Raw genomic sequence first — 18932 nt, 5'->3', positions numbered from 1 at the left:
CCCTCCGCCCCTACCCGTCCCGTAACCGGGGGCTCCGCCCCCGGACCCCCCTGGGTTGTTTCTCCCGTGCGGGTGGGTGGGGGCTGGGCGCGCAGTTCCCCGCGCCCCTTCCGGGCGCCTCTTCGGGCGCCTCTTCGGGCGCCTCTTCGGGCGCCCAGCGCGTATGGTGGCCTGCTCGGGCAGGCGGGCTACGGAGGGTGAGACGAGCATCATGGGCGGCACCGGCGGCAGGGGCGCCGTCACCCGGAGCACCCTGCGTCAGCAGATCGCGGACGCGCTCCGGGACGAGGTGCTGGGGGGCCGGCTCCAGCCGGGGCAGGAGTTCACCGTCAAGGAGATCGCCGAGCAGTACGGCGTCTCCGCCACCCCCGTCCGCGAGGCCCTGGTCGACCTCTCCGCCCAAGGCCTGCTCGACGCCGACCAGCACCGCGGCTTCCGCGTCCACGAGTACTCCGCCGCCGACTACCGCGGCATGATCGAGGCCCGCGGCCTGGTCACCGAGGGCATGTTCCAGAACCTCGTGGCCGGCGGCCTGCGCCAGTTCGACGACCCCCGCGCCCTCGCCCTCCTCGCCGGCGTCCGCCGCCGCGGCGAGGAGGCCCAGCGCGCCGCCTCCGCCGGCGACCTGAACATCCTCATCGGCTACGACCTGCGCTTCTGGCGCGAACTCAGCAGCCTCTACGGCAACCCCCACCTCGGCGACTTCCTGCACCGCCTGCGCGTCCAGTCCTGGGTCTGCACTGTCCAGCACCTGCGCCACATCACCGACCTCAAAGGCCACCTGTGGTCCGGCCACACGGAACTGGTCGACGCCCTCGCCCGCCGCGACCCCGCCACCGCGCGCGCCATCGTGACCGCCTACAACGAGCACGCGCTCGCCCTCATCGAGCACCTCGACGCGGAATGAATCCACCGCTCTACCGGGTACGCACTTGCGTACGGCCCCCTTCACAGGACCGCCACGCGCACTACGCTGCCCTGACCACCGTGCACCCCAAGGAGCAAGAGGAGCCGTCTGTTGGCCTGTGACCTGTGGTTGGTCCCGCTCGTCGACGTGCTGTGCCACACCCCCGACAACCCCTTCGCCGAGGAACTCGCGCTCTACGACAAGGTGCTCGCCGAGGCCGGACTCCCGCCCGTCCCGGTCTACGCGTACATGCCCGGCCTCTCCGGTGACGTCGCCCCGGTCGCCGGTTTCGACTACGACGCCCTCCACTTCCTGCGCCGCGCCTACCTCCTCCAGATGTGCGGGCTCGCCGTCACCCCGGTCGACGCCCTCGGCGGCGACTACGAACAGTTGCTGGAGATGTTCGAGACCAACGCCCAGCAGTCCCACCTCGTCTGGCACTACGACCACGCCGGCGCCTACGTGCCCGTCGACTTCCCGCACCCGCTGGCCAACGACGAACTCCTCGCGGGCGGCGGCCCCCTCGGCTCCTCCCACGCCCTGCTGCGCGAACTCGAGTTCGTCGCCCCCGCCATCGGCATCGACCCGGCCAACCCGCCCGCCCCGCCGCAGCCCCCCAGCGCCCCGACGGAGCTGGAGGAGCCCGCAGCCCCCGCCCCCTACGACGCCAGCCCCTTCGCCCGCGAACGGCACGTCTGGCTGGGCCTGCACGCCGCCGCGACCCGCAGCCTCGCCCAGGGCTCGATGATCATCTTCAGCTGACCGGCCGGTCCCGCTCCAGCTCGTGCAGGGCCGAGCGCAGCAGCAGCGTGTGCACCAGGCGGCCGTCCGCCCCCGGCCGGTACCGCCAGCTCAGCGGCCACGTCTGGCCGCCGAGCGCGGGCACCGGCACGTACGAGACGCGGTTCGGGCCCGCCGTCAGCCGGGTCACGGTGTCCGGCCACGCCCGGTGCGAGGTGCTGCCGGGCGCCACGAGGAAGTAGACCGCGCGGCGCCCGTTCGCCTCCTCCACCACCGGCCCCGGGTCCCCGCCGGTCAGCCGCCCGAGGGAGTCCGCCAGCCTGCGGCCCGCGTCCCCGTCGACCCTGATCGCGTCGAACTGGACCCCCGCCTTGCGGAGTTGGATCCCCGTCACGGGGATCCAATCAGGGATGAATGGGGGGTCGTCGAAGTTTACGTCGTCACTTTCTGTATCCATGAGGACAGTTTCCGCAGCCAGGGCTAGCGTTTCCATGACTTTGTGTCGACCACCGGCAACGGTACGGATCGATGCGGGCTGTTGGTGACCAGTTGAGTTCGGTTGAGTTCGGGGGTGACCGCGATGGCGCGGGCGGAGAACAAGGTGGAGGCGGGTGGAGTGGCACGCATGGTCGCGGCCATGTCCAAGGCCTTCCGGAAACAACACGGGCTGACCCAGGAGGAGTTGGGCAGGCTGATCGGCTACACGGCCTCGGCGATCAGCGCGATGGAGACGTGCGCGCAACCGGCCAGCGACGAGATGCTGATCAAGCTGGAGGAGGTGATCGGGGGCGGGCTGGGGCTCTTCGAGGAAGCCCGGAAGTACGTCCTCATGGACAAGTACCCGCCGCAGTTCCAGAACTTCGCCTTGATGGAGGCGCAGGCGGTGACGTTGTCGTCGTACCAGACGTACGTGGTCGACGGGTTGTTCCAGACGGAAGGCTACGCCCGGGCGCTGATCGGCGGCGGGTTCCCCAGGCTCCCCGGTGCGAAAGTGGCGGAACTGGTCGAGGCCAGGATGGCACGCAAGGCTCTCTTCGACCGGAACCCGACCGCCATGATCGAGCTGATCCTCGACGAGTCAGTGCTGAGGCGGCCGTTCACGGACTGGGAAGTCCAGCGTGAACAATTGCGGTCGCTTGCGCAAGAAGCGGAGCGCGACAATGTCAGCATCCAAGTGACCCCGCTCGAAAGGGGGTTACAAGGCAGTCATGCAGGCACCAACGGCAACATGGTCCTGGTCGAGACCAAGGAGCACCATCACGTGGTCTACCTGGAGATCGAGGACGAGAGTCTCCTGATCAGCGACGCCACGAAGGCATCCCAACTTGCCCACCGCTATGCGAAGATCCGCACACAGGCTCTGAGCCCCGACGATTCTCTGAGCCTCATCCAGAAGTTGGCGGGAGAAGACCAGCAATGAGCAGCACACTGCGGTGGTTCAAGTCGAGCTACAGCAACGACAGCGGCGGCCAATGCCTCGAAGCCACCTACACCTGGCGCAAGTCGTCCTACAGCGACAGCAGCGGTGGCCAGTGCCTCGAAGTCTCCCCCTGCCCCGGTGTTGTTCACGTCCGTGACTCGAAGAACCCCGATGGGCCCACCCTCTCCCTCTCCGGGGACGCCTGGGGGGCCTTCCTCGCGAGGGTGCCCCCGGTCGGAGGCACCCTCGTCTGAAGTCCCGTTCTAGATGAACGAGTTGATCTCGATCGTCTCGTCGCGGCCGGGGCCGACGCCGATCGCGGAGATCGGGGCCCCGGACATGTCCTCCAGGGCCTTCACGTAGGCCTGCGCGTTCTTCGGGAGGTCCGCGAAGGTCTTGGCCTTGGTGATGTCCTCGGACCAGCCGGGCAGCGTCTCGTAGATCGGCTTCGCGTGGTGGAAGTCGCTCTGGGAGTACGGGAGTTCCTCGACACGCTTGCCGTCGATCTCGTACGCCACGCAGACCGGGATCTCCTCCCAGCCGGTCAGCACGTCCAGCTTGGTGAGGAAGAAGTCGGTCAGGCCGTTGACGCGGGTCGCGTAGCGGGCGATGACCGCGTCGAACCAGCCGCAGCGCCGGTCACGGCCGGTCGTCACACCGCGCTCGCCGCCGATCCGCCGCAGCGCCTCGCCGTCCGCGTCGAACAGCTCGGTCGGGAACGGGCCCGAGCCGACCCGGGTCGTGTACGCCTTGAGGATGCCGATGACCCGGCTGATCTTCGTCGGGCCGACACCGGCACCCGTGCAGGCGCCGCCGGCCGTCGGGTTGGACGAGGTGACGAACGGATACGTGCCGTGGTCGATGTCCAGCAGCGTGCCCTGGCCGCCCTCGAAGAGCACGACCTTGTCCTGCTCCAGCGCCTGGTTCAGCACCAGCACGGTGTCCGCGACGTACGGCTTGAGCCGGTCCGCGTAGCCGAGCAGCTCCTCCACGACCTGGTTCACCTCGATGGCGCGCCGGTTGTAGAGCTTGGTGAGGAGCTGGTTCTTGACCTCAAGGGCCGCCTCGACCTTCTGGACGAGGATCGACTCGTCGTAGAGGTCCTGGATGCGGATGCCGACGCGGTTGATCTTGTCCGCGTAGGTCGGGCCGATGCCACGGCCGGTGGTGCCGATCTTCCGCTTGCCGAGGAAGCGTTCCGTCACCTTGTCCACGGTGACGTTGTACGGCGTGATGATGTGAGCGTTTCCGCTGATCAGCAGCTTGGAGGTGTCGACACCGCGCTCGTTCAGTCCGTTCAGCTCGGAGAACAGGACCGACGGGTCGACGACGACTCCGTTGCCGATCACCGGAGTGCACTCCGGCGTGAGGATTCCGGAAGGGAGGAGGTGGAGGGCGTACTTCTGATCGCCCACGACTACCGTGTGGCCGGCGTTGTTGCCGCCCTGGTAGCGCACCACATAGTCCACGGATCCACCGAGCAGGTCGGTGGCCTTTCCCTTGCCTTCGTCACCCCACTGAGCACCGAGCAGCACAAGTGCGGGCACAGGCGTACACCCCTTCCGGGCGGGGCATGTCCAAGGTCGGGGGCGTACGCCGCTGCTTCTGGATGCGGCTGCGCGCGCCGGCGACCACCTTTGGCCGCGACCGTCCGACCGGATGCCCCGGAATAGACGAAGCCCCTGGCGCAATAGCGCAAGGGGCTCTTGCACAAAGATGCTACCCGAGGAAGCGAGGCAGGACCGAGGTGGCGGCTTCCGACCAGCTTCTGGTGGTCATCGACCCGGCCGCCCGGCGGACCGACGGCGAGTCCGTGCGCATCGCGAAAGACGTGCTCAGCGCGGGTGCGGCGACCAAGGTGTGCCTTCCCGAGGGACCCGAGGAATTCGCCCGCGCGCTGACCCGCCGGGGCGCGCGGCGGCCCGTCGTGGTCGGGGACGACGCCGCCCTGCTGCGCGCGGTGGCCCTCCTCCACCGGCGACGGGAACTGGCCGGATGCGGACTGTCCCTGGTGCCCGTGGGGGGCGCCCTGTCGCTGTCCCGGGCGCTCGGGGTGCCGACGGGCGCGGTCGCCGCGGCCCGCGCGGTCCTCGACGGCGCGGAGCGGCGTCTCGACCTGCTGGTGGACGACAGCGACGGGGTGGTGCTCGGCGGGCTGCGCATCCCGTCGCTGCCCGCCCGGCCCGCCGCCGCGCTGGGCACCCGGCCGGGCGGGGAGGCCGGGGAGCACGGCGCGCACCCCTGGCTGCGGACCTGCCAGTCGCTGGTGCGGACGCTGGCCTCCCGCCCGTCCCGGCCGGCGCCCGGCGGCGCGCGCGGGCCCTCGCGGCTGCGGATCGAGGTCGACGGGGTGTGCGTGGTGGACCTGGACCAGCCCGTGGAGACGGTGTCGGTGACGCCCGGCGCGGCCGGGACCGGCGCCGAGATCGAGGTCCGCCCGGTGTCGGTGGGCGCTGAGGCCGCCCCTCTCCGGCTAACCGGCCACCGGGTCACCGTCTCCGGCGCCGACTTCCGCTACCGCGCCGACTCCGTGGTCAGCGGCCCGGTGCGGACCCGGACGTGGACGGTCCGCGAATCGGCCTGGGGCCTGACCCTCCCGTCACGGGCGGGGTGAGGGGCGGGCGGTCGGGGCGGGCCGGAGGGGCGGGGGCGGGGCGCGTCAGACCGGCCCGTACGGGCCGGGCCGGGGAGCCGGGCGGATCGGGCGGGCTCGGCGGATCGGGCGGGCCCGGCGGATCGAGCAGGCTTGGCGGATCGAGCGGCCCAAGGCACATCAGACCGGCCCGTACGGCCCATGCGGGCTCGGCGGATCGAGCAAGCCCGGCGGATCGAGCGGCCCAAGGCGCATCAGACCGGCCCATGCGGCCCATGCGGGCTCGGCGGGCTCGGCGGCCTCGGCGGCCTCGGCGGATCGAGCAGGCCCGGCGGATCGAGCGGCCCAAGGCGCATCAGACCGGCCCGTGCAGGCCTGGCGGGCTCGGCGGATCGGGCGGGCGGGGCGGATTAGATCGGAGCGGATTTGGGGCGGCTCAGAGTTCGACCTTCAGGGACTCCAGGCCGCGGATCACGAAGCCCGGCTTGCGGACCGGTTCCTCGGCGAGCCGCAGGCCCGGCGCCCGGGTCAGCAGCGCGTTCATGGACGCCGCCAGCTCGATCCGGGCCAGCGGGGCGCCGATGCAGTAGTGGATGCCCGCGCTGAACGAGATGTGCGGGTTCTCCGCCCGGGACAGGTCGAGCGTGTCCGGGGCGGCGAACACCGCCGGGTCCCGGTTCGCCGAGCCGAACAGCATCGCGATCTCCGCGCCCCTCGGCACCGTCGTCCCGTCGATCTCGATGTCGTCCAGCACCCACCGCTCGAAGAGCTGGAGCGGGGTGTCGTAGCGCAGCAGCTCCTCGACCGCCGACGGGACCAGCGTGGGGTCGGCCCGCAGGTCGGCCAGTTGCGCGGGGTGCCGGAACAGGTTCCACCAGCCGGTGACCGTCGAGTTGACCGTCGCCTCGTGGCCCGCGTTCAGCAGCAGCACGCAGGTGGAGATCATCTCCTGCTCGGTGAGCCGGTCGCCCGCGTCGTGCGCCGCGATCAGCCCCGAGATCAGGTCGTCCGCCGGTTCCTTCCGGCGGGCCTCGATCAGCGCCCGCAGATACTCGGTGAACTCCTCGGACGCGCGGACCGCCCGCGCCGCGACCTCCTCGGACGGGTTCAGCTCGTACATCCCGCAGATGTCCGCCGACCAGGGCCGCAGCGGGGCGCGGTCGGCCTCCGGGATGCCCAGCATCTCCGCGATCACCGCCACCGGCAGCGGCTCCGCCACATCGGCCAGCAGATCGCCGCCGCCCGCCTGGACCAGTCGGCCCACCAGCTCCCCGGCCAGCCCCTCCACGTACGGCTTCAGCCGCTCCACCGTGCGCGGGGTGAACGCCTTCGACACCAGCCGGCGGATCCGGGTGTGGTCCGGGGGCTCCAGGTCCAGCATCCCGTGGTCGTTGAGCACGTGGAACGGCTCCTGCTCCGGCGGGGGCGCCGTCCGGCCGAAGTCCTCGTGCGTGAACCGGTGCCGGTAGGTCCGGCCGAGCCTGCGGTCGCGCAGCAGCGCCGACACGTCCGCGTGGTGCGGCACCAGCCACTGGTCCGTCGGCTCGTAGTAGTGCACCCGGCCCCGGGCGCGCAGTTCCTCGTACGCCGGGTACGGGTCCGCCAGGAACGCCGGGTCCCACGGGTCGAACGCCCCCGGGACCGGGCCGTGCGCGGCGGACGTCTGCAAAGCTGCCATGACCGGACGCTAGCCCGAGGAGACCCCCACTGAACAGGGGTGACCCCCGCTGAACAGGGGTGACATCGGCTACGGGCCCCGGCACCGGGGCGCGGGGCGGGGTCAGCGCGGGGTGACCAGGCGGGCTTCGTACGCGAACACCGCCGCCTGCGTACGGTCGCGCAGGCCCAGCTTCACCAGGATGCGGCTCACATGCGTCTTGATCGTGGACTCCGCGACGACGAGCCGCCCGGCGATCTCCGCGTTCGACAGCCCCTGCGCGATCAGCACCAGCACCTCCGTCTCCCGGTCGGTCAGGTCCCCGTAAGCCGCGTGCGCCGTCGCCGCCGTCCTCGGGGTGTCCGCGAGCCGGGAGAACTCCGTGATCAGCCGGCGGGTGACCGAGGGGGCGAGCAGCGCCTCGCCGGCCGCCACCACTCTTACCCCGTCGGCCAGTTGGCGCGCGGACGCGTCCTTCAGCAGGAACCCGGAGGCTCCCGCGCGCAGCGCCTGGTACACGTACTCGTCGAGGTCGAACGTCGTCAGCACCAGCACCTTGGCCGCGCTGTCCGCCGCGACGATCTCCCGGGTCGCCTCGATGCCGTTCATCTCCGGCATCCGGATGTCCATCAGGACGACGTCCGGGGCCAGTTCGCGGACCCGGTCCACCGCCTCGCGGCCGTTGACCGCCTCGCCCACCACCTCGATGTCCGGCATCGCGCCGAGCAGCACGGAGAAACCCTCGCGGACCATCATCTGGTCGTCCGCGATCAGCACGCGGATCGGGCCGCCGGCGCTCGTCGCGCCGGGCGTGCCGCCCGTCGTGTCGCCGGTCATCCCGTCTCCTCCGCCGAGGGCGCCGCCGGGGCCGGCACCGGCAGGAACACCGTCACCTCGTAGCCCCCGTCGGCCGTCGCGCCCGCCGTCATCTCGCCGTCCAGCATGGTGACCCGCTCGCGCATGCCGGTGATGCCGTGACCCGCGCCGTGCGAGGAGCTTTCCAGCGGGGACTTCGCCAGGCTCGTCACCGGCGCGGGGCCGTTGACGATCCGCAGGCCGAGCCCGCCGAGCACGTAACCGATCTCCACCCGGGCCGCCGCACCCGGCGCGTGCCGCAGCGCGTTGCTCAGCGCCTCCTGCACGATCCGGTACGCCGACAGCTCCACCCCCTGCGGCAGCTCGCGCACGGCCCCGGTGACCGCCTTGTCCACCGTCAGGCCGGCCTCCCGCACGTTGGCGAGCAGCGCGTCCAGGTCGGCGAGGGTGGGCTGCGGGGCGTCCGGGGCCTCGTAGTCCTCGGCCCGCACCACGCCCAGCACCCGGCGCAGTTCGGTCAGCGCGGCGACCGCGTTCTCGCGGATCGTCACGAAGGCCTGTTCCAGCTCAGGCGGCGGGTTCTGCACCCGGTAGGGGGCCGCCTCCGCCTGGATCGCGACCACCGACATGTGGTGCGCCACGACGTCGTGCAGCTCGCGCGCGATGGTCGTGCGCTCCTCCAGCAGCGTGCGCCGCGACCGCTCCTGCGCCGTCTCCGACTGCTGCGCGGTCACCTCCCGCTCCGCCGCCCGGCGGATGGTGCGCACCGAGACGACGAGCAGGGCCAGCGCGGAGACGAACAGCACCGGGAAGGTGTTGGAGCCGTTGTAGTCTCCGCCGCCGCCGAACACGGCCTCCGCCAGCAGGCTGTAGGCCGCCGTCAGCAGCCACATCCACGCGGCGACCCGGGGGCGGCTGCGCAGCGCCACGACGGTCATCACCGTCACCTGCGCGACGAAACTCCCCGGCGCCCACGGCCAGTCGGTCCACGCGCCGCCGAACACCGAGACGACCGGGGCCGCCGCGAGCGAGAACCAGAACGCGCCGATCGGGCGGACCAGCGTGGTCAGCACCGGCAGCAGGGCCAGCAGGCCGCACAGCAGCGGCCCGAAGCCGCCGGTCCCGTCGGCGTCGGCGTATCCGGCGGCCATGGCTATCGCACCGGCCGCCGCCACCATGGCGTGCGGGGTCCAGGCCGCGTACGTCCGCAGGGGGCCGGAGAGGCGGCGGGTGAAGGGGCCGTCCGTGCGCATCGGGGGGAGCGGACGGTAGGCGAACGCGTCGCGGAACATGTCCTGCCGGAGGTCCGCGAGGAGGCGGTACTCGGGGCTGGAGTAACTGGTCTCGGTCACGCCCGAAACGGTAGGCCCCGGACGCCGCCCCGGTCGTCCCCTCCAAGAAGGGTTCCGCACCCTCCACCTCAGGTACTACACGGGCGCGCTATTCCAGCCCCTCCGGGAGCGGCGGTCTGGGGGCGGAGGAGAAGTCCAGTCCCTCCGGCGTTCGAGGAGCGGGGGTCTGGGGGCGGAGCCCCCGGGTTCGGGACGGGTAGGGGCGGAGGGGGCGAAGAAAGGCTGTCCCGGGCCGCGGGGGAACTACCAGGCCAGTTGGGCGATCTCCTCGGCGACTACCGCGCAGGCGTCGGCCGCCGGGTCGATGAGGGGAAAGTGACCGACGCCCTCCAGGAGCGTCAGGCCGACCACCTCCCCGGCCTTGGCCGCCGCGTCGGCGTAGGCCTCGGCCACCGCCTCCGGCACCACGACATCCTCCCGCCCCTGCACCAGGGTGGTGGCGATCCCGGTCGGCAGCAGCCGCACCGGGTCCGCGTACGGCACCCGCGCCGCGAACCCGCCCTCCCCGCCAAGCAACTGCCCCGCGGCCCCGCCACACACCCCCAGCTTCTCGGCGACCTCGAAGTCCGCGATGGGAGCCAGCGCCACCACCCCCCGCAACTGCACGGCCCGCTCCGTCCGCCACACGGCGTCCTCGGGCAGCAGATGCCGCGCGGCAGCCCACAGCGCGAGCTGCCCCCCGGCCGAGTGCCCGACGACCACCGTGCGACGGACATCGGCCTCGGGAACCGCCTCCCGCGCGAGCCCCGGCACCGCGTCCAGCGCGGCGGCCACATCGTCGAAGGTCTCCGGCCAGCGCCCGGCCACGGGGTCCCCGGTGGTCACCGGCCCGCCCTGCGCGGGAATCGGCCCGCCCGACCCGGCCGGCACAGCCTCCCCGCGCCGGTACTCGACGTTCGCCACGGCGAACCCCCGCCGGGCCAGGAAGTCCGCGAACGGGGTGACGTGCCGCCGGTCGTACGGCGCCCGCCACGCGCCCCCGTGCAGTACGACCACGAGCGGCACCGGAATCCCGGGGGCGGGGTCGCGCGGGGCGTAGAAGTCGATCACCTGGTCGGGGTGGTCGCCGTACGCCAGGGTGACGTCGGGGTCCACGGCCGGGTGGGAGAAGGCCGACGCCTCTTCGGCCTCGGAGCGGTCCCGCGGTGCGGCGTCGTCCTGCATGCTCCAACCTCTCAGCGGCGAAACGGATTTGGCGGACCAGGGAAGAATTCGGCCGTTGGCCGGGACGGTATCAGGCCGGTGACGTGCGCCGACACGGGGTTGTCACGCTCGGTGAGGGTTAAACGGTTCTGCCGTTTCGTTACGCTGGCGGTCCGCACCCGCGCCGCCCGTCCGTGATCCGCGAAGGAGACCGACATGTCCGCCGAGTCCGCCGAGCCCGGCACCGTACGTCCCGGCGGGCGCACCGCCCGTGTCCGCGCGGCCGTCCTGCGGGCCGCCGGCGACGTGCTCGCCGAGCGGGGTTTCGCCCATCTCGACCTCGCCGACGTCGCCCGGCGGGCCGGCGTCGGCAAGACGACCGTCTACCGGCGCTGGGGGACCGTGTCCGCGCTGGTCGCCGATCTCCTCGGGGACATGGCCGAGCAGTCGGTGCCCCGCGCGGACACCGGGAGCGTGCTCGGCGATCTGCGGGCCAACGCCGATCTCGTCCGGCGGACGCTTGCCGATCCCCGGCAGGGGGCGCTGTTCCGGGCCGTGATCGCCGCGGGGGCCTGTGACGCGCGGACCGCGGAGGCGGTGCGGAGGTTCTACGAGGTGCGGGTCGCCGAGTGGGCGCCCTGTGTCGAACAGGGCGTTGTTCGGGGGGAGTTGCCGGAGGGGACGGATGCGGCGGCGGTCGTCCGGGCGGTTTCCGCTCCGCTGTATTACGGGTTGCTCACCCGGGGGGTGGTGCCGGGTGTCGCCGATGCGGAGGGGGCTGCCTGTGCGGCGGTGGCCGCCGCTCAGGCGGGGGTGTTCGTCGTACGCGGGTGAGTATCGGTGGCCCCGGGCTGGGGCGGGCGAGGGGGGTTTCGCCCCCGCCGCCCCTACCCTTCCCGACCCCCGGGGCTCCGCCCCGGACCCCGCTCCTCAAACGCCGGAGGGGCTGGATTTCTCGCCGGAGGAGCTGCGTTCTCGGCCGGATCCTTGGCTGCGTTCTCGGCTGGGTTCTTGGCTGGATCCTTAGCTGGGCTCTCGGCTGGGTTCTTCAGCCTCGGCCAGTTCTTCCGCCAGGATCCGTGCCGCCCGTTCCGTTTCCGCGAAGCCCACGTACAAGGGCGTGAAGCCGAAGCGGAGGATGTCGGGGTGGCGGAAGTCGCCCACCACGCCCCGGGCGACGAGGCGTTTCATCACGGGGCCGGCGTCCGCGCAGCGCAGGGCGACCTGGCTGCCGCGTTCCGCGTGGGCGGACGGGGTCACCGGCTCGACGCGGCCCTCGGGGACGTACGCGGCGACGCACTCCAGGAAGAAGTCCGTCAGCGCGAGGGACTTGGCGCGGACGGCCTCGACGGAGACGCCGTCCCACACCTCAAGTGCCGCTTCCAGGGCCAGCATCGACAGGATGTCCGGCGTGCCGACCCGGCCGCGCCGGGCGCCCGGCGCGGGCTCGTAGGCGGGGCTCATGCCGAAGGGCTCGGCGTGCGAGTTCCAGCCGGGCAGCGGGGAGTCGAAACGGTCCTGGAGACCGGCGCGCACGTACAGGTACGCCGGTGAACCGGGGCCGCCGTTCAGGTACTTGTAGGTGCAGCCGACCGCCAGGTCCACGCCGTGTTCGTCCAGGCCGACCGGCAGGGCGCCCGCGCTGTGGCACAGGTCCCAGACCGCGAGCGCGCCGGCCGCGTGGATCGCCGCCGTGAGACCGGGCAGGTCGTACTGCCGGCCGGTGCGGTAGTCGACGTGGTTGAGGAGGACCGCCGCCGTGCGGGAGGTGAGGGCGGAGGGGACCTCGGACGGTTCCACCGGCCGCAGCTGACACCCCGTCAGGCGGGCGGCGGACGCGGCGATGTAGCCGTCGGTGGGGAACGTCGTCGCGTCGACCAGGATCTCGTCCCGGCCCTCGGCGGCCAGCCGGACCGCGCCGACCAGGGCCTTGAAGACGTTCACGCTGGTCGAGTCGCCGACCACGATCTGGCCGGGCGCGGCGCCGACGAGCGGGGCGATCCGGTCGCCGATCCGCTCCGGCGCCGTCCACCAGCCGCTCTCCTCCCAGGAGCGGATGCGCAGTTCGCCCCACTGGCGGCGGACCACGTCCTCGACCCGGCCAGGCACGTCCACCGGCAGCGCGCCCAGCGAGTTGCCGTCCAGGTACACCACGTCGTCCAGGACGAACCGCTCGCGCAGCTTGCCGAGTTCGTCGGCGGCGTCCAGCGCCGCCGCGCGCTCGGCCAGGGACTCGGGGGCTCGCTCAGACATGGGACCTCGCCGTCCACAGCTCGGGGAACACGTTCTTCTGCGCGCGCTTCTCCAGCCAGGCGACCCCGGCGGAGCCGCCCGTGCCGGTCTTCGAGCCCATCGCGCGGCGGGTGGCCACGAGATGGTCGTTGCGCCAGCGCCACACCAGTTCGGCCACGTCCGTCAACGCCTCGCCGAGACGGGCGAGTTCGTCGCTCTCCTCGCCCGCGTACAGCGCCGTCCAGACGGCCTCCACCTCGGGGGAGGGCTCGTAGCGCCGGGACACGTCGCGCTCCAGCACGGCGGCCGGGACCGGGTGGCCGCGCCGGGCGAGGAGGCGCAGCACCTCGTCGTAGAGGCTCGGCTCGTGCAGCGCCTTCTCCAGCTCGGCGTGCACCCTCGGGGCGCCCCGGTGCGGGACGAGCATCGACGCGGACTTCTCGCCGAGCAGGAACTCCATGCGGCGGTACATCGCGGACTGGAAGCCGGAGCCCTCGCCGAGGGCCGAGCGGTAGGAGTTGAACTGGGCGGGGGTGAGCTGTCCGAGGGGCCGCCAGGACGCGTTCAGCGCCTCCAGCTCCCGTACCGAACGCTTCAGGGCGGCCACCGCGACGGGGATGTCGTCCGAGCGCAGGGCGCGCGCGGCCGTCTCCCACTCGTGGACGATGACCGTGAACCACAGCTCCATGACCTGGGTCGTCACCAGGAAGACCATCTCTCCGGGGTCGTCGGAGAGGGTGTGCTGGAGGTGGGTGAGCACGTCGGCCTGTACGTAGTCCTCGTACGGGGTCGTGCCCTGGAAGTCGAGATGCGGGGTCTCGGGCTCCTGAGCCGGCGCGGGCTGAGCCTGGTGGGACATCGCTGTCTCCTGCAATGTGCTCCGGGTAGCGGTCCGCCCCTGCCGTTACCGACACGGGGGCCCCGGTCCCCATCGGGCATCCTCCACAATCGTGCCCCGAAACCGCAAGGTCCGCCTGGTCACACCAGGCGGACCCGCGTCAGCGCCGCCCCCGGCGGGCGGCTCCTGCTAGCCCAGCGTCTGGGCCGCCGTCGGCGAGGAGTCCTTCAGGAACTGGCTGCACCGCTCGTACTCCTCCTGCTCGCCGATCGCCTGCGCGGCGCGGGCGAGGGCGTGCAGGGCGCGCAGGAAGCCGCGGTTCGGCTCGTGCTCCCAGGGCACCGGCCCGTGCCCCTTCCACCCGCTGCGGCGCAGGGAGTCCAGACCACGGTGGTAGCCCGTACGGGCGTAGGCGTACGACTCGACGACGCTGCCCCGCTCGAACGCCTCGTCGGCGAGCTGCGCCCAGGCGAGTGAGGAGGTGGGGTACTTGGCGGCGACATCGGCGGGCGCCGCACCACTCGCCAGCAGCTCACGCGGCTCCGGATCGTCGGGCAGATGGGTCGGGGGCGGTCCCCCGAGGAGGTTCTCGTGAATCGTCATGGGTTCCAGTCTGGCCCATACGGTCCCGTCGGCCGTCCTCGGCGGCGGGGCGGACGTCCTCCCGGGAAAGCCGGGGCCGGGTCAGGGGGTCGCGCCGGTGCCGGGAGCCGCCGGGCCCGGGGTTCCGAGAGTGTCCCGGGAGGCGTGCCGGGGTTCCAGTGGGGGTGCCAGGACCGAGCCGTGGGTGTGGCACTCGGGGCGGCGGCAGCCCGGCGTCGGACGGCGCACCGTCGTGAACGCCAGCACCGCGCCGACCACCAGCACTCCCGCGCACAACGGCATCGCCCGCCGGAACGCCGCGTCGAACGCGTCCGCCGAGCGGTAGGCCTCCGAACTCATCCCGGTGAGCACCGGCAGCGCGGCCACCGCGACGAGCCCGGCCGCGCGCGCCGCCGCGTTGTTGATCCCGCTCGCCAGACCGGCCCGCCCGGTGTCCACCGAGGCCAGCACCGTCGCGGTCAGCGGCGCGACCAGGGTGACCATCCCGAGGCCCATTACCAGCAGCGCGGGCAGCACGTCCGCGAGATACGAGGCGTCCTCGCCCACCCGCAGCATCAGCAGCATCCCGGCCGCGCACAGCAGCGGCCCCGCCGTGAGCGGGATACGCGGCCCGATCCGCTGGGCGAGTTCGCCGGAGCGGGCGGAGAACAGCAGCATCAGGACGGTGGTCGGCAGCAGGGCCGTACCGGCGCCGAGCGCGGAGTAACCGGCGACCACCTGGAGCTGGAGGGCGGTCAGGAAGAAGAAGCCGCCGAACGCCGCGTAGACGCACAGGGTCACCAGGTTCACGGCGGTGAACTGGCGGGACGCGAAGATGTCCGGCGGCATCATCGGATCGGGCCGGCGCCGCTCCACCCGTACGAAGGCCGCCCCCGCCGCCACCCCCGCCACGGCGGTCACCGGCACGAGCACGGAGCCGCCGCGCGCCTCGATCAGCGCGTACGTCACGAGGGCGAGGGCGAGCGCGCAGAGGACCGCGCCGAGCACGTCGAACCGGCGGTGCGGCGGGACACCCGGGGCACCCGGGGCACCTGTGGCACTCGGGACGCCTGTGCCACCTGCGGCACCTGTGGCACCGGGGACGCCTGTGCCACCGGCGGCACTGGTGACGCCCGTACCGCCGCCGGCCGCCGTACCACCGCTGACACCCGTACCGCCGCCGGCCTCCGTACCACCGCCGACACCCGTACCGCCTGTGACGCCCATGGCGCCGGTGCCCTCCGACTCGGGGACGTGCCGCAGGGCGACCGGCACGCAGAGCAGCGCGACGGGGATGTTCAGCAGGAAGACCCAGCGCCAGCCCGGCCCGTCCACCAGCCAGCCGCCGAGGAAGGGCCCGACGGCGGCCCCGACGCCCCCGAACCCCGACCACAGGCCGACGGCCCGCGCCCGGTCGTCCGGATGGAAGGAGGCCTGGATGATCGCCAGCGAGCCGGGGGTGAGCAGCGCCCCGCCGACGCCCTGGAGGACCCGGGCCGCGATGAGCACGTCCACGTTCGGCGCGAGTCCGCAGGCCAGGGAGGCGGCGGCGAACCACACCACGCCGATGACGAAGACCTTCCGGCGCCCGAACCGGTCGCCGAGCGAGCCGCCGAGCAGGATCAGCCCGGCCAGCGTGATCATGTAGCCGTTGACGGTCCATTGGAGCGCGGCGAGGCTCGCGTCCAGGTCGCGGCCGATGGCCGGCAGGGCGACGTTGACGACCGTCGAGTCCAGCAGGGCCATGCTGGAGCCGAGCACCGTGGTCAGCAGGACCCACTTCCCCGCCGGGGAGGCGATCCGCACGGCCGACGCGTCGTCCCGCTCGGGCACAGCCATACCTCGGAGCATACGGAAGGGCCCGGTACCGCGCCGGGTACCGGGCCCTTCCGTGGACGACCGGCGACCGCTACTTGAGGCGGGTGCCCGTGGAGCGCAGCGCGGCGCAGGCCTCGGTGACGCGCGTGGCCATGCCGGCCTCGGCGAGCTTGCCCCAGGTGCGCGGGTCGTACTTCGACTTGGTGCCGACCTCGCCGTCGACCTTCAGGACACCGTCGTAGTTGCGGAACATGTGGTCCACGACCGGGCGGGTGAAGGCGTACTGGGTGTCGGTGTCGAGGTTCATCTTCACGACGCCGTTCTCCAGCGCGGTGGCGATCTCCTCGGCGGTGGAGCCGGAGCCGCCGTGGAAGACGAAGTCGAACGGGTTCGCCTTGCCGTACTTGGCGGCGACACCCTCCTGGAGGTCCTTGAGCAGCTCGGGGCGGAGCACGACGTTGCCCGGCTTGTACACGCCGTGCACGTTGCCGAAGGACGCGGCCAGCAGGTAGCGGCCCTTCTCGCCCAGGCCGAGGGCCTCGGCGGTGCGCAGCGCGTCCTCGACGGTCGTGTACAGCGAGTCGTTGATCTCGTGGCTGACGCCGTCCTCCTCGCCGCCGGTGGGGGTGATCTCCACCTCGAGGATGATCTTCGCGGCGGCGGCCTTGGCGAGCAGCTCCTGGCCGATGGCCAGGTTGTCGGCGAGGGTCTCGGCGGAGCCGTCCCACATGTGCGACTGGAACAGCGGGTCGCGGCCCTGGGCGACGCGCTCGGCGGAGACCTCCAGCAGCGGGCGTACGTAGCCGTCGAGCTTGTCCTTGGGACAGTGGTCCGTGTGCAGCGCGACCGTGATGTCGTACTTGGCGGCGACGATGTGCGCGAACTCGGCGAGGGCGACGGCGCCGGTCACCATGTCCTTGTTGTACTGGCCGCCCAGGAACTCCGCGCCACCGGTGGAGATCTGGATGATGCCGTCGCTCTCCGCCTCCGCGAAGCCGCGCAGCGCAGCGTGCAGGGTCTGCGACGAGGTCACGTTGATGGCCGGGTAGGCGAACTTGCCTGCCTTCGCCCGGTCGAGCATCTCGGCGTAGACCTCGGGGGTTGCGATGGGCATCTGTCCGCTCCTTGTATGTGCGGGTCTGCGTACTGCTGCTGCCGTACGGACTTGGGGCGACGTCATCGTCGGCCCCATCTTTCCAGACGTGCCCGGATGTGCCGCACCCCGCGTCCGGCATACGGGACCCCGCGTCCGGCGGGGTCCCGGGCGGGCGTCGTCAGCCGAGGCCCAACTCGTCCTTGGAGTAGGCGAAGAGGTACGGGACTCCGGCGCCCGCCTCGATCTTCTCGGCGGCGCCGGTGGCGCGGTCCACGATCGTCGCGACGGCGACGACCTCGGCGCCCGCCTCCCGGACCGCCTGGACCGCTTCGAGCGGGGAGCCGCCCGTGGTGGAGGTGTCCTCGACCACGAGGACGCGCCGGCCCTTGATCTCCGGGCCCTCGACGCGGCGCTGCAGGCCGTGCGCCTTGGCGGCCTTGCGGACCACGAACGAGTCGACCTTGCGGCCGCGCGCGGCGGCGGCGTGCAGCATGGCCGTGCCGACGGGGTCGGCGCCCATGGTGAGGCCGCCGACCGCGTCGTAGTCGAGGTGCCCGGTCAGGTCGAGGAGGACCTGACCGACGAGGGGGGCGGCCTCGCCGTCCAGCGTGATCCGGCGCAGGTCCACGTAATAGTCGGCTTCCAGACCCGAGGAGAGGGTCACCTTGCCGTGCACCACGGCCTTGTCCTTGATCTGCTGCAGCAGCGCGCCGCGTACGTCACTCATGCCGCCAGCTTAGAGGCGCCGCCAGGTCCAGGTCATGGCGGCTTCGAGGGGCTCGATGGGGGTGACCAGGCGCGGGAGGGTGTTGAGGCCGTTCGGCGGGCCAGTCTGCGGTTCCACGCAGACGGCGGCCTCCTGCTCGTCGTAGACGACGGCCCACTGCTCGCGGCTGGTGACCTTCAGCTCCAGGCGCTCCGGCCAGGTGAGGGTGACGTCGACGCCGTCGGGCATGCCGAAGCAGTCGTCCCAGGGGCCGGGCCGGGGGTCGACGCGGCGGCCGGTGGGCAGGTGGTCGTCGCCGCGCTCCTCCTGCCAGGCGGGCAGGAAGTCGAGCCGCGCGTCCGCGCCGCCGTCGCCCAGGTTCCGGTTGAACCAGGGGTGCCAGCCGACCTGCGCGGGGAACGAGTCCCCGTACGTCTCCACGGACAGCGTGACCGTCAGCGCGTCCCCGGTGAGGGCGAAGGCCTGCGTGACCCGGCCGGGGTGCGGCCAGGGTTCCACCAGGTCGTACGTGATCACGGCCTCGTCGGCGGCGACGCGGGCCGTGCGCCAGGCGCCGTCGCGGGCGGTGCCGTGGATGGCGTGCGGCGGGGAGTTGAGCGGCATCTGCCGGACGGTCGCCCCGTCGAGGAACCGCCCGTCCCGAATCCGCCCGCACCACGGCACCATCGGGAAGCACCCGAACTTGGCCCCCTGCCGCAGCAGTTCCACACCCCCGACCCGCAAACTCCCAAGGCGCCCCCCGTTCCCAGGCGCCACAACCACCTCCGCGTCACCCGCGGCCAACGCGATCTCTCCGTTACTCACCACGGGCCCGACCCTACTGGTCGGGGTGGGGGGTGGGGGCGGACCCGGGGAGGGTTGGCCGACTGGGGGTCAGGGGTGAGGGCTTCCGGACCGGGGCCGGGGGTGAGGGCTTCCGGACCGGGGGTCGGGGGTGAGGGCCTCCGGACCGGGGGTCGGGGGTGAGGGCCTCCGGACCGGGGGTCGGGGGTGAGGGCCTCCGGACCGGG

At 72.6% G+C, this 18932-nt stretch carries 19 protein-coding genes; 6 read left to right on the top strand and 13 right to left on the bottom strand.

Translation table 11 applies throughout. The annotated features are described in order from the left end of the window. Nucleotides 1-211 precede the first annotated feature (211 nt). Nucleotides 212-907 carry a GntR family transcriptional regulator gene (locus AB0912_RS11045; protein WP_366698029.1) on the top strand — a complete coding sequence of 232 codons (696 nt, stop codon included), beginning with the start codon at nt 212-214 and terminating at the stop codon, nt 905-907. Between the two features lie 111 nt (nt 908-1018). Next, nucleotides 1019-1669 carry a hypothetical protein gene (locus AB0912_RS11040; RefSeq protein ID WP_366698027.1) on the top strand — a complete coding sequence of 217 codons (651 nt, stop codon included), beginning with the start codon at nt 1019-1021 and terminating at the stop codon, nt 1667-1669. On the opposite strand, the gene AB0912_RS11035 is transcribed toward AB0912_RS11040, so the two are convergent. Next, on the bottom strand, nt 1662-2105 hold the full coding sequence (locus tag AB0912_RS11035) for a hypothetical protein (RefSeq protein ID WP_366698025.1): 444 nt from the start codon (nt 2103-2105) through the stop codon (nt 1662-1664). The two genes, AB0912_RS11040 and AB0912_RS11035, sit on opposite strands and share 8 nt — an antisense overlap. Before the next feature lie 123 nt (nt 2106-2228). Between AB0912_RS11035 and AB0912_RS11030 the strand changes: the two genes are divergently transcribed. Both AB0912_RS11030 and AB0912_RS11025 read left to right on the top strand, forming a co-directional pair. Further along, nucleotides 2229-3068 carry a helix-turn-helix transcriptional regulator gene (locus AB0912_RS11030; protein ID WP_366698207.1) on the top strand — a complete coding sequence of 280 codons (840 nt, stop codon included), beginning with the start codon at nt 2229-2231 and terminating at the stop codon, nt 3066-3068. Next, on the top strand, nt 3065-3322 hold the full coding sequence (locus AB0912_RS11025; protein ID WP_366698023.1) for a DUF397 domain-containing protein: 258 nt from the start codon (nt 3065-3067) through the stop codon (nt 3320-3322). The genes AB0912_RS11030 and AB0912_RS11025 overlap by 4 nt, the downstream gene beginning before the upstream one ends. Before the next feature lie 9 nt (nt 3323-3331). On the opposite strand, the gene AB0912_RS11020 is transcribed toward AB0912_RS11025, so the two are convergent. Then, nucleotides 3332-4615, bottom strand: coding sequence for an adenylosuccinate synthase (locus tag AB0912_RS11020; protein WP_366698021.1), 1284 nt, complete (start codon nt 4613-4615; stop codon nt 3332-3334). A 200-nt stretch (nt 4616-4815) separates the two neighbouring features. Between AB0912_RS11020 and AB0912_RS11015 the strand changes: the two genes are divergently transcribed. Further along, nucleotides 4816-5682, top strand: coding sequence for a diacylglycerol kinase (locus AB0912_RS11015; RefSeq protein WP_366698019.1), 867 nt, complete (start codon nt 4816-4818; stop codon nt 5680-5682). A gap of 415 nt (nt 5683-6097) precedes the next feature. On the opposite strand, the gene AB0912_RS11010 is transcribed toward AB0912_RS11015, so the two are convergent. The 4 genes from AB0912_RS11010 to AB0912_RS10995 all read right to left on the bottom strand — a co-directional run bounded on the left by AB0912_RS11010 (nt 6098) and on the right by AB0912_RS10995 (nt 10650). Then, complete coding sequence (locus tag AB0912_RS11010) at nt 6098-7339, bottom strand: cytochrome P450 (RefSeq protein WP_366698017.1); 1242 nt, start codon at nt 7337-7339, stop codon at nt 6098-6100. Between the two features lie 102 nt (nt 7340-7441). Continuing rightward, nucleotides 7442-8155, bottom strand: coding sequence for a response regulator transcription factor (locus tag AB0912_RS11005; protein ID WP_366698015.1), 714 nt, complete (start codon nt 8153-8155; stop codon nt 7442-7444). Next, nucleotides 8152-9426, bottom strand: coding sequence for a histidine kinase (locus AB0912_RS11000; protein WP_366698205.1), 1275 nt, complete (start codon nt 9424-9426; stop codon nt 8152-8154). Before AB0912_RS11000 ends, AB0912_RS11005 begins: the two co-directional genes overlap by 4 nt. Before the next feature lie 303 nt (nt 9427-9729). Then, nucleotides 9730-10650, bottom strand: a complete 921-nt coding sequence (locus AB0912_RS10995; RefSeq protein WP_366698013.1) for an alpha/beta hydrolase — start codon at nt 10648-10650, stop codon at nt 9730-9732. Nucleotides 10651-10845: 195 nt separating this feature from the next. Here AB0912_RS10995 and AB0912_RS10990 point away from each other — a divergent pair, with 195 nt between their 5' ends. Next, on the top strand, nt 10846-11463 hold the full coding sequence (locus AB0912_RS10990) for a TetR/AcrR family transcriptional regulator (protein WP_366698010.1): 618 nt from the start codon (nt 10846-10848) through the stop codon (nt 11461-11463). Nucleotides 11464-11652: 189 nt separating this feature from the next. Here the strand turns inward: AB0912_RS10990 and kynU are convergent, their stop codons facing one another. From kynU to AB0912_RS10955, 7 genes are all read right to left on the bottom strand, one after another. Next, nucleotides 11653-12882 (bottom strand): kynureninase, encoded by a 1230-nt coding sequence (kynU, locus tag AB0912_RS10985; RefSeq protein WP_366698008.1) that lies wholly within the window; start codon nt 12880-12882, stop codon nt 11653-11655. Then, on the bottom strand, nt 12875-13720 hold the full coding sequence (locus AB0912_RS10980) for a tryptophan 2,3-dioxygenase (protein ID WP_366698006.1): 846 nt from the start codon (nt 13718-13720) through the stop codon (nt 12875-12877). Before AB0912_RS10980 ends, kynU begins: the two co-directional genes overlap by 8 nt. Before the next feature lie 168 nt (nt 13721-13888). Further along, nucleotides 13889-14302, bottom strand: coding sequence for a DUF3151 domain-containing protein (locus tag AB0912_RS10975; protein WP_366698004.1), 414 nt, complete (start codon nt 14300-14302; stop codon nt 13889-13891). A gap of 81 nt (nt 14303-14383) precedes the next feature. Then, nucleotides 14384-16120: an MFS transporter gene (locus AB0912_RS10970; RefSeq protein ID WP_366698002.1), complete on the bottom strand. Its 1737-nt coding sequence runs from the start codon at nt 16118-16120 to the stop codon at nt 14384-14386. A gap of 70 nt (nt 16121-16190) precedes the next feature. Then, nucleotides 16191-17213: a class II fructose-bisphosphate aldolase gene (fbaA, locus tag AB0912_RS10965; protein WP_366698000.1), complete on the bottom strand. Its 1023-nt coding sequence runs from the start codon at nt 17211-17213 to the stop codon at nt 16191-16193. Nucleotides 17214-17373: 160 nt separating this feature from the next. Then, complete coding sequence (gene pyrE, locus AB0912_RS10960) at nt 17374-17922, bottom strand: orotate phosphoribosyltransferase (protein ID WP_366697998.1); 549 nt, start codon at nt 17920-17922, stop codon at nt 17374-17376. Between the two features lie 9 nt (nt 17923-17931). Then, on the bottom strand, nt 17932-18726 hold the full coding sequence (locus tag AB0912_RS10955; protein WP_366698203.1) for an aldose 1-epimerase: 795 nt from the start codon (nt 18724-18726) through the stop codon (nt 17932-17934). Nucleotides 18727-18932: the final 206 nt, after the last annotated feature.

The sequence above is a fragment of the Streptomyces sp. NPDC007084 genome (assembly GCF_040703595.1).
Lineage (GTDB): Bacteria > Actinomycetota > Actinomycetes > Streptomycetales > Streptomycetaceae > Streptomyces.
The sequence above is the reverse complement of the archived record's forward strand: the minus strand, read 5'-3'. Positions and strand labels throughout refer to the sequence as shown.

Coding starts and splice junctions, on each gene's coding strand:
- AB0912_RS11045 (WP_366698029.1), top strand. CDS start 212: ATGGGCGGCACCGGCGGCAGGGGCGCCGTCACCCGGAGCACCCTGCGT.
- AB0912_RS11035 (WP_366698025.1), bottom strand. CDS start 2,105: ATGGATACAGAAAGTGACGACGTAAACTTCGACGACCCCCCATTCATC.
- AB0912_RS11030 (WP_366698207.1), top strand. CDS start 2,229: ATGGCGCGGGCGGAGAACAAGGTGGAGGCGGGTGGAGTGGCACGCATG.
- AB0912_RS11025 (WP_366698023.1), top strand. CDS start 3,065: ATGAGCAGCACACTGCGGTGGTTCAAGTCGAGCTACAGCAACGACAGC.
- AB0912_RS11010 (WP_366698017.1), bottom strand. CDS start 7,339: ATGGCAGCTTTGCAGACGTCCGCCGCGCACGGCCCGGTCCCGGGGGCG.
- AB0912_RS11005 (WP_366698015.1), bottom strand. CDS start 8,155: ATGACCGGCGACACGACGGGCGGCACGCCCGGCGCGACGAGCGCCGGC.
- AB0912_RS11000 (WP_366698205.1), bottom strand. CDS start 9,426: ATGTTCCGCGACGCGTTCGCCTACCGTCCGCTCCCCCCGATGCGCACG.
- AB0912_RS10995 (WP_366698013.1), bottom strand. CDS start 10,650: ATGCAGGACGACGCCGCACCGCGGGACCGCTCCGAGGCCGAAGAGGCG.
- AB0912_RS10990 (WP_366698010.1), top strand. CDS start 10,846: ATGTCCGCCGAGTCCGCCGAGCCCGGCACCGTACGTCCCGGCGGGCGC.
- kynU (WP_366698008.1), bottom strand. CDS start 12,882: ATGTCTGAGCGAGCCCCCGAGTCCCTGGCCGAGCGCGCGGCGGCGCTG.
- AB0912_RS10980 (WP_366698006.1), bottom strand. CDS start 13,720: ATGTCCCACCAGGCTCAGCCCGCGCCGGCTCAGGAGCCCGAGACCCCG.
- AB0912_RS10975 (WP_366698004.1), bottom strand. CDS start 14,302: ATGACGATTCACGAGAACCTCCTCGGGGGACCGCCCCCGACCCATCTG.
- AB0912_RS10970 (WP_366698002.1), bottom strand. CDS start 16,120: ATGGCTGTGCCCGAGCGGGACGACGCGTCGGCCGTGCGGATCGCCTCC.
- fbaA (WP_366698000.1), bottom strand. CDS start 17,213: ATGCCCATCGCAACCCCCGAGGTCTACGCCGAGATGCTCGACCGGGCG.
- pyrE (WP_366697998.1), bottom strand. CDS start 17,922: ATGAGTGACGTACGCGGCGCGCTGCTGCAGCAGATCAAGGACAAGGCC.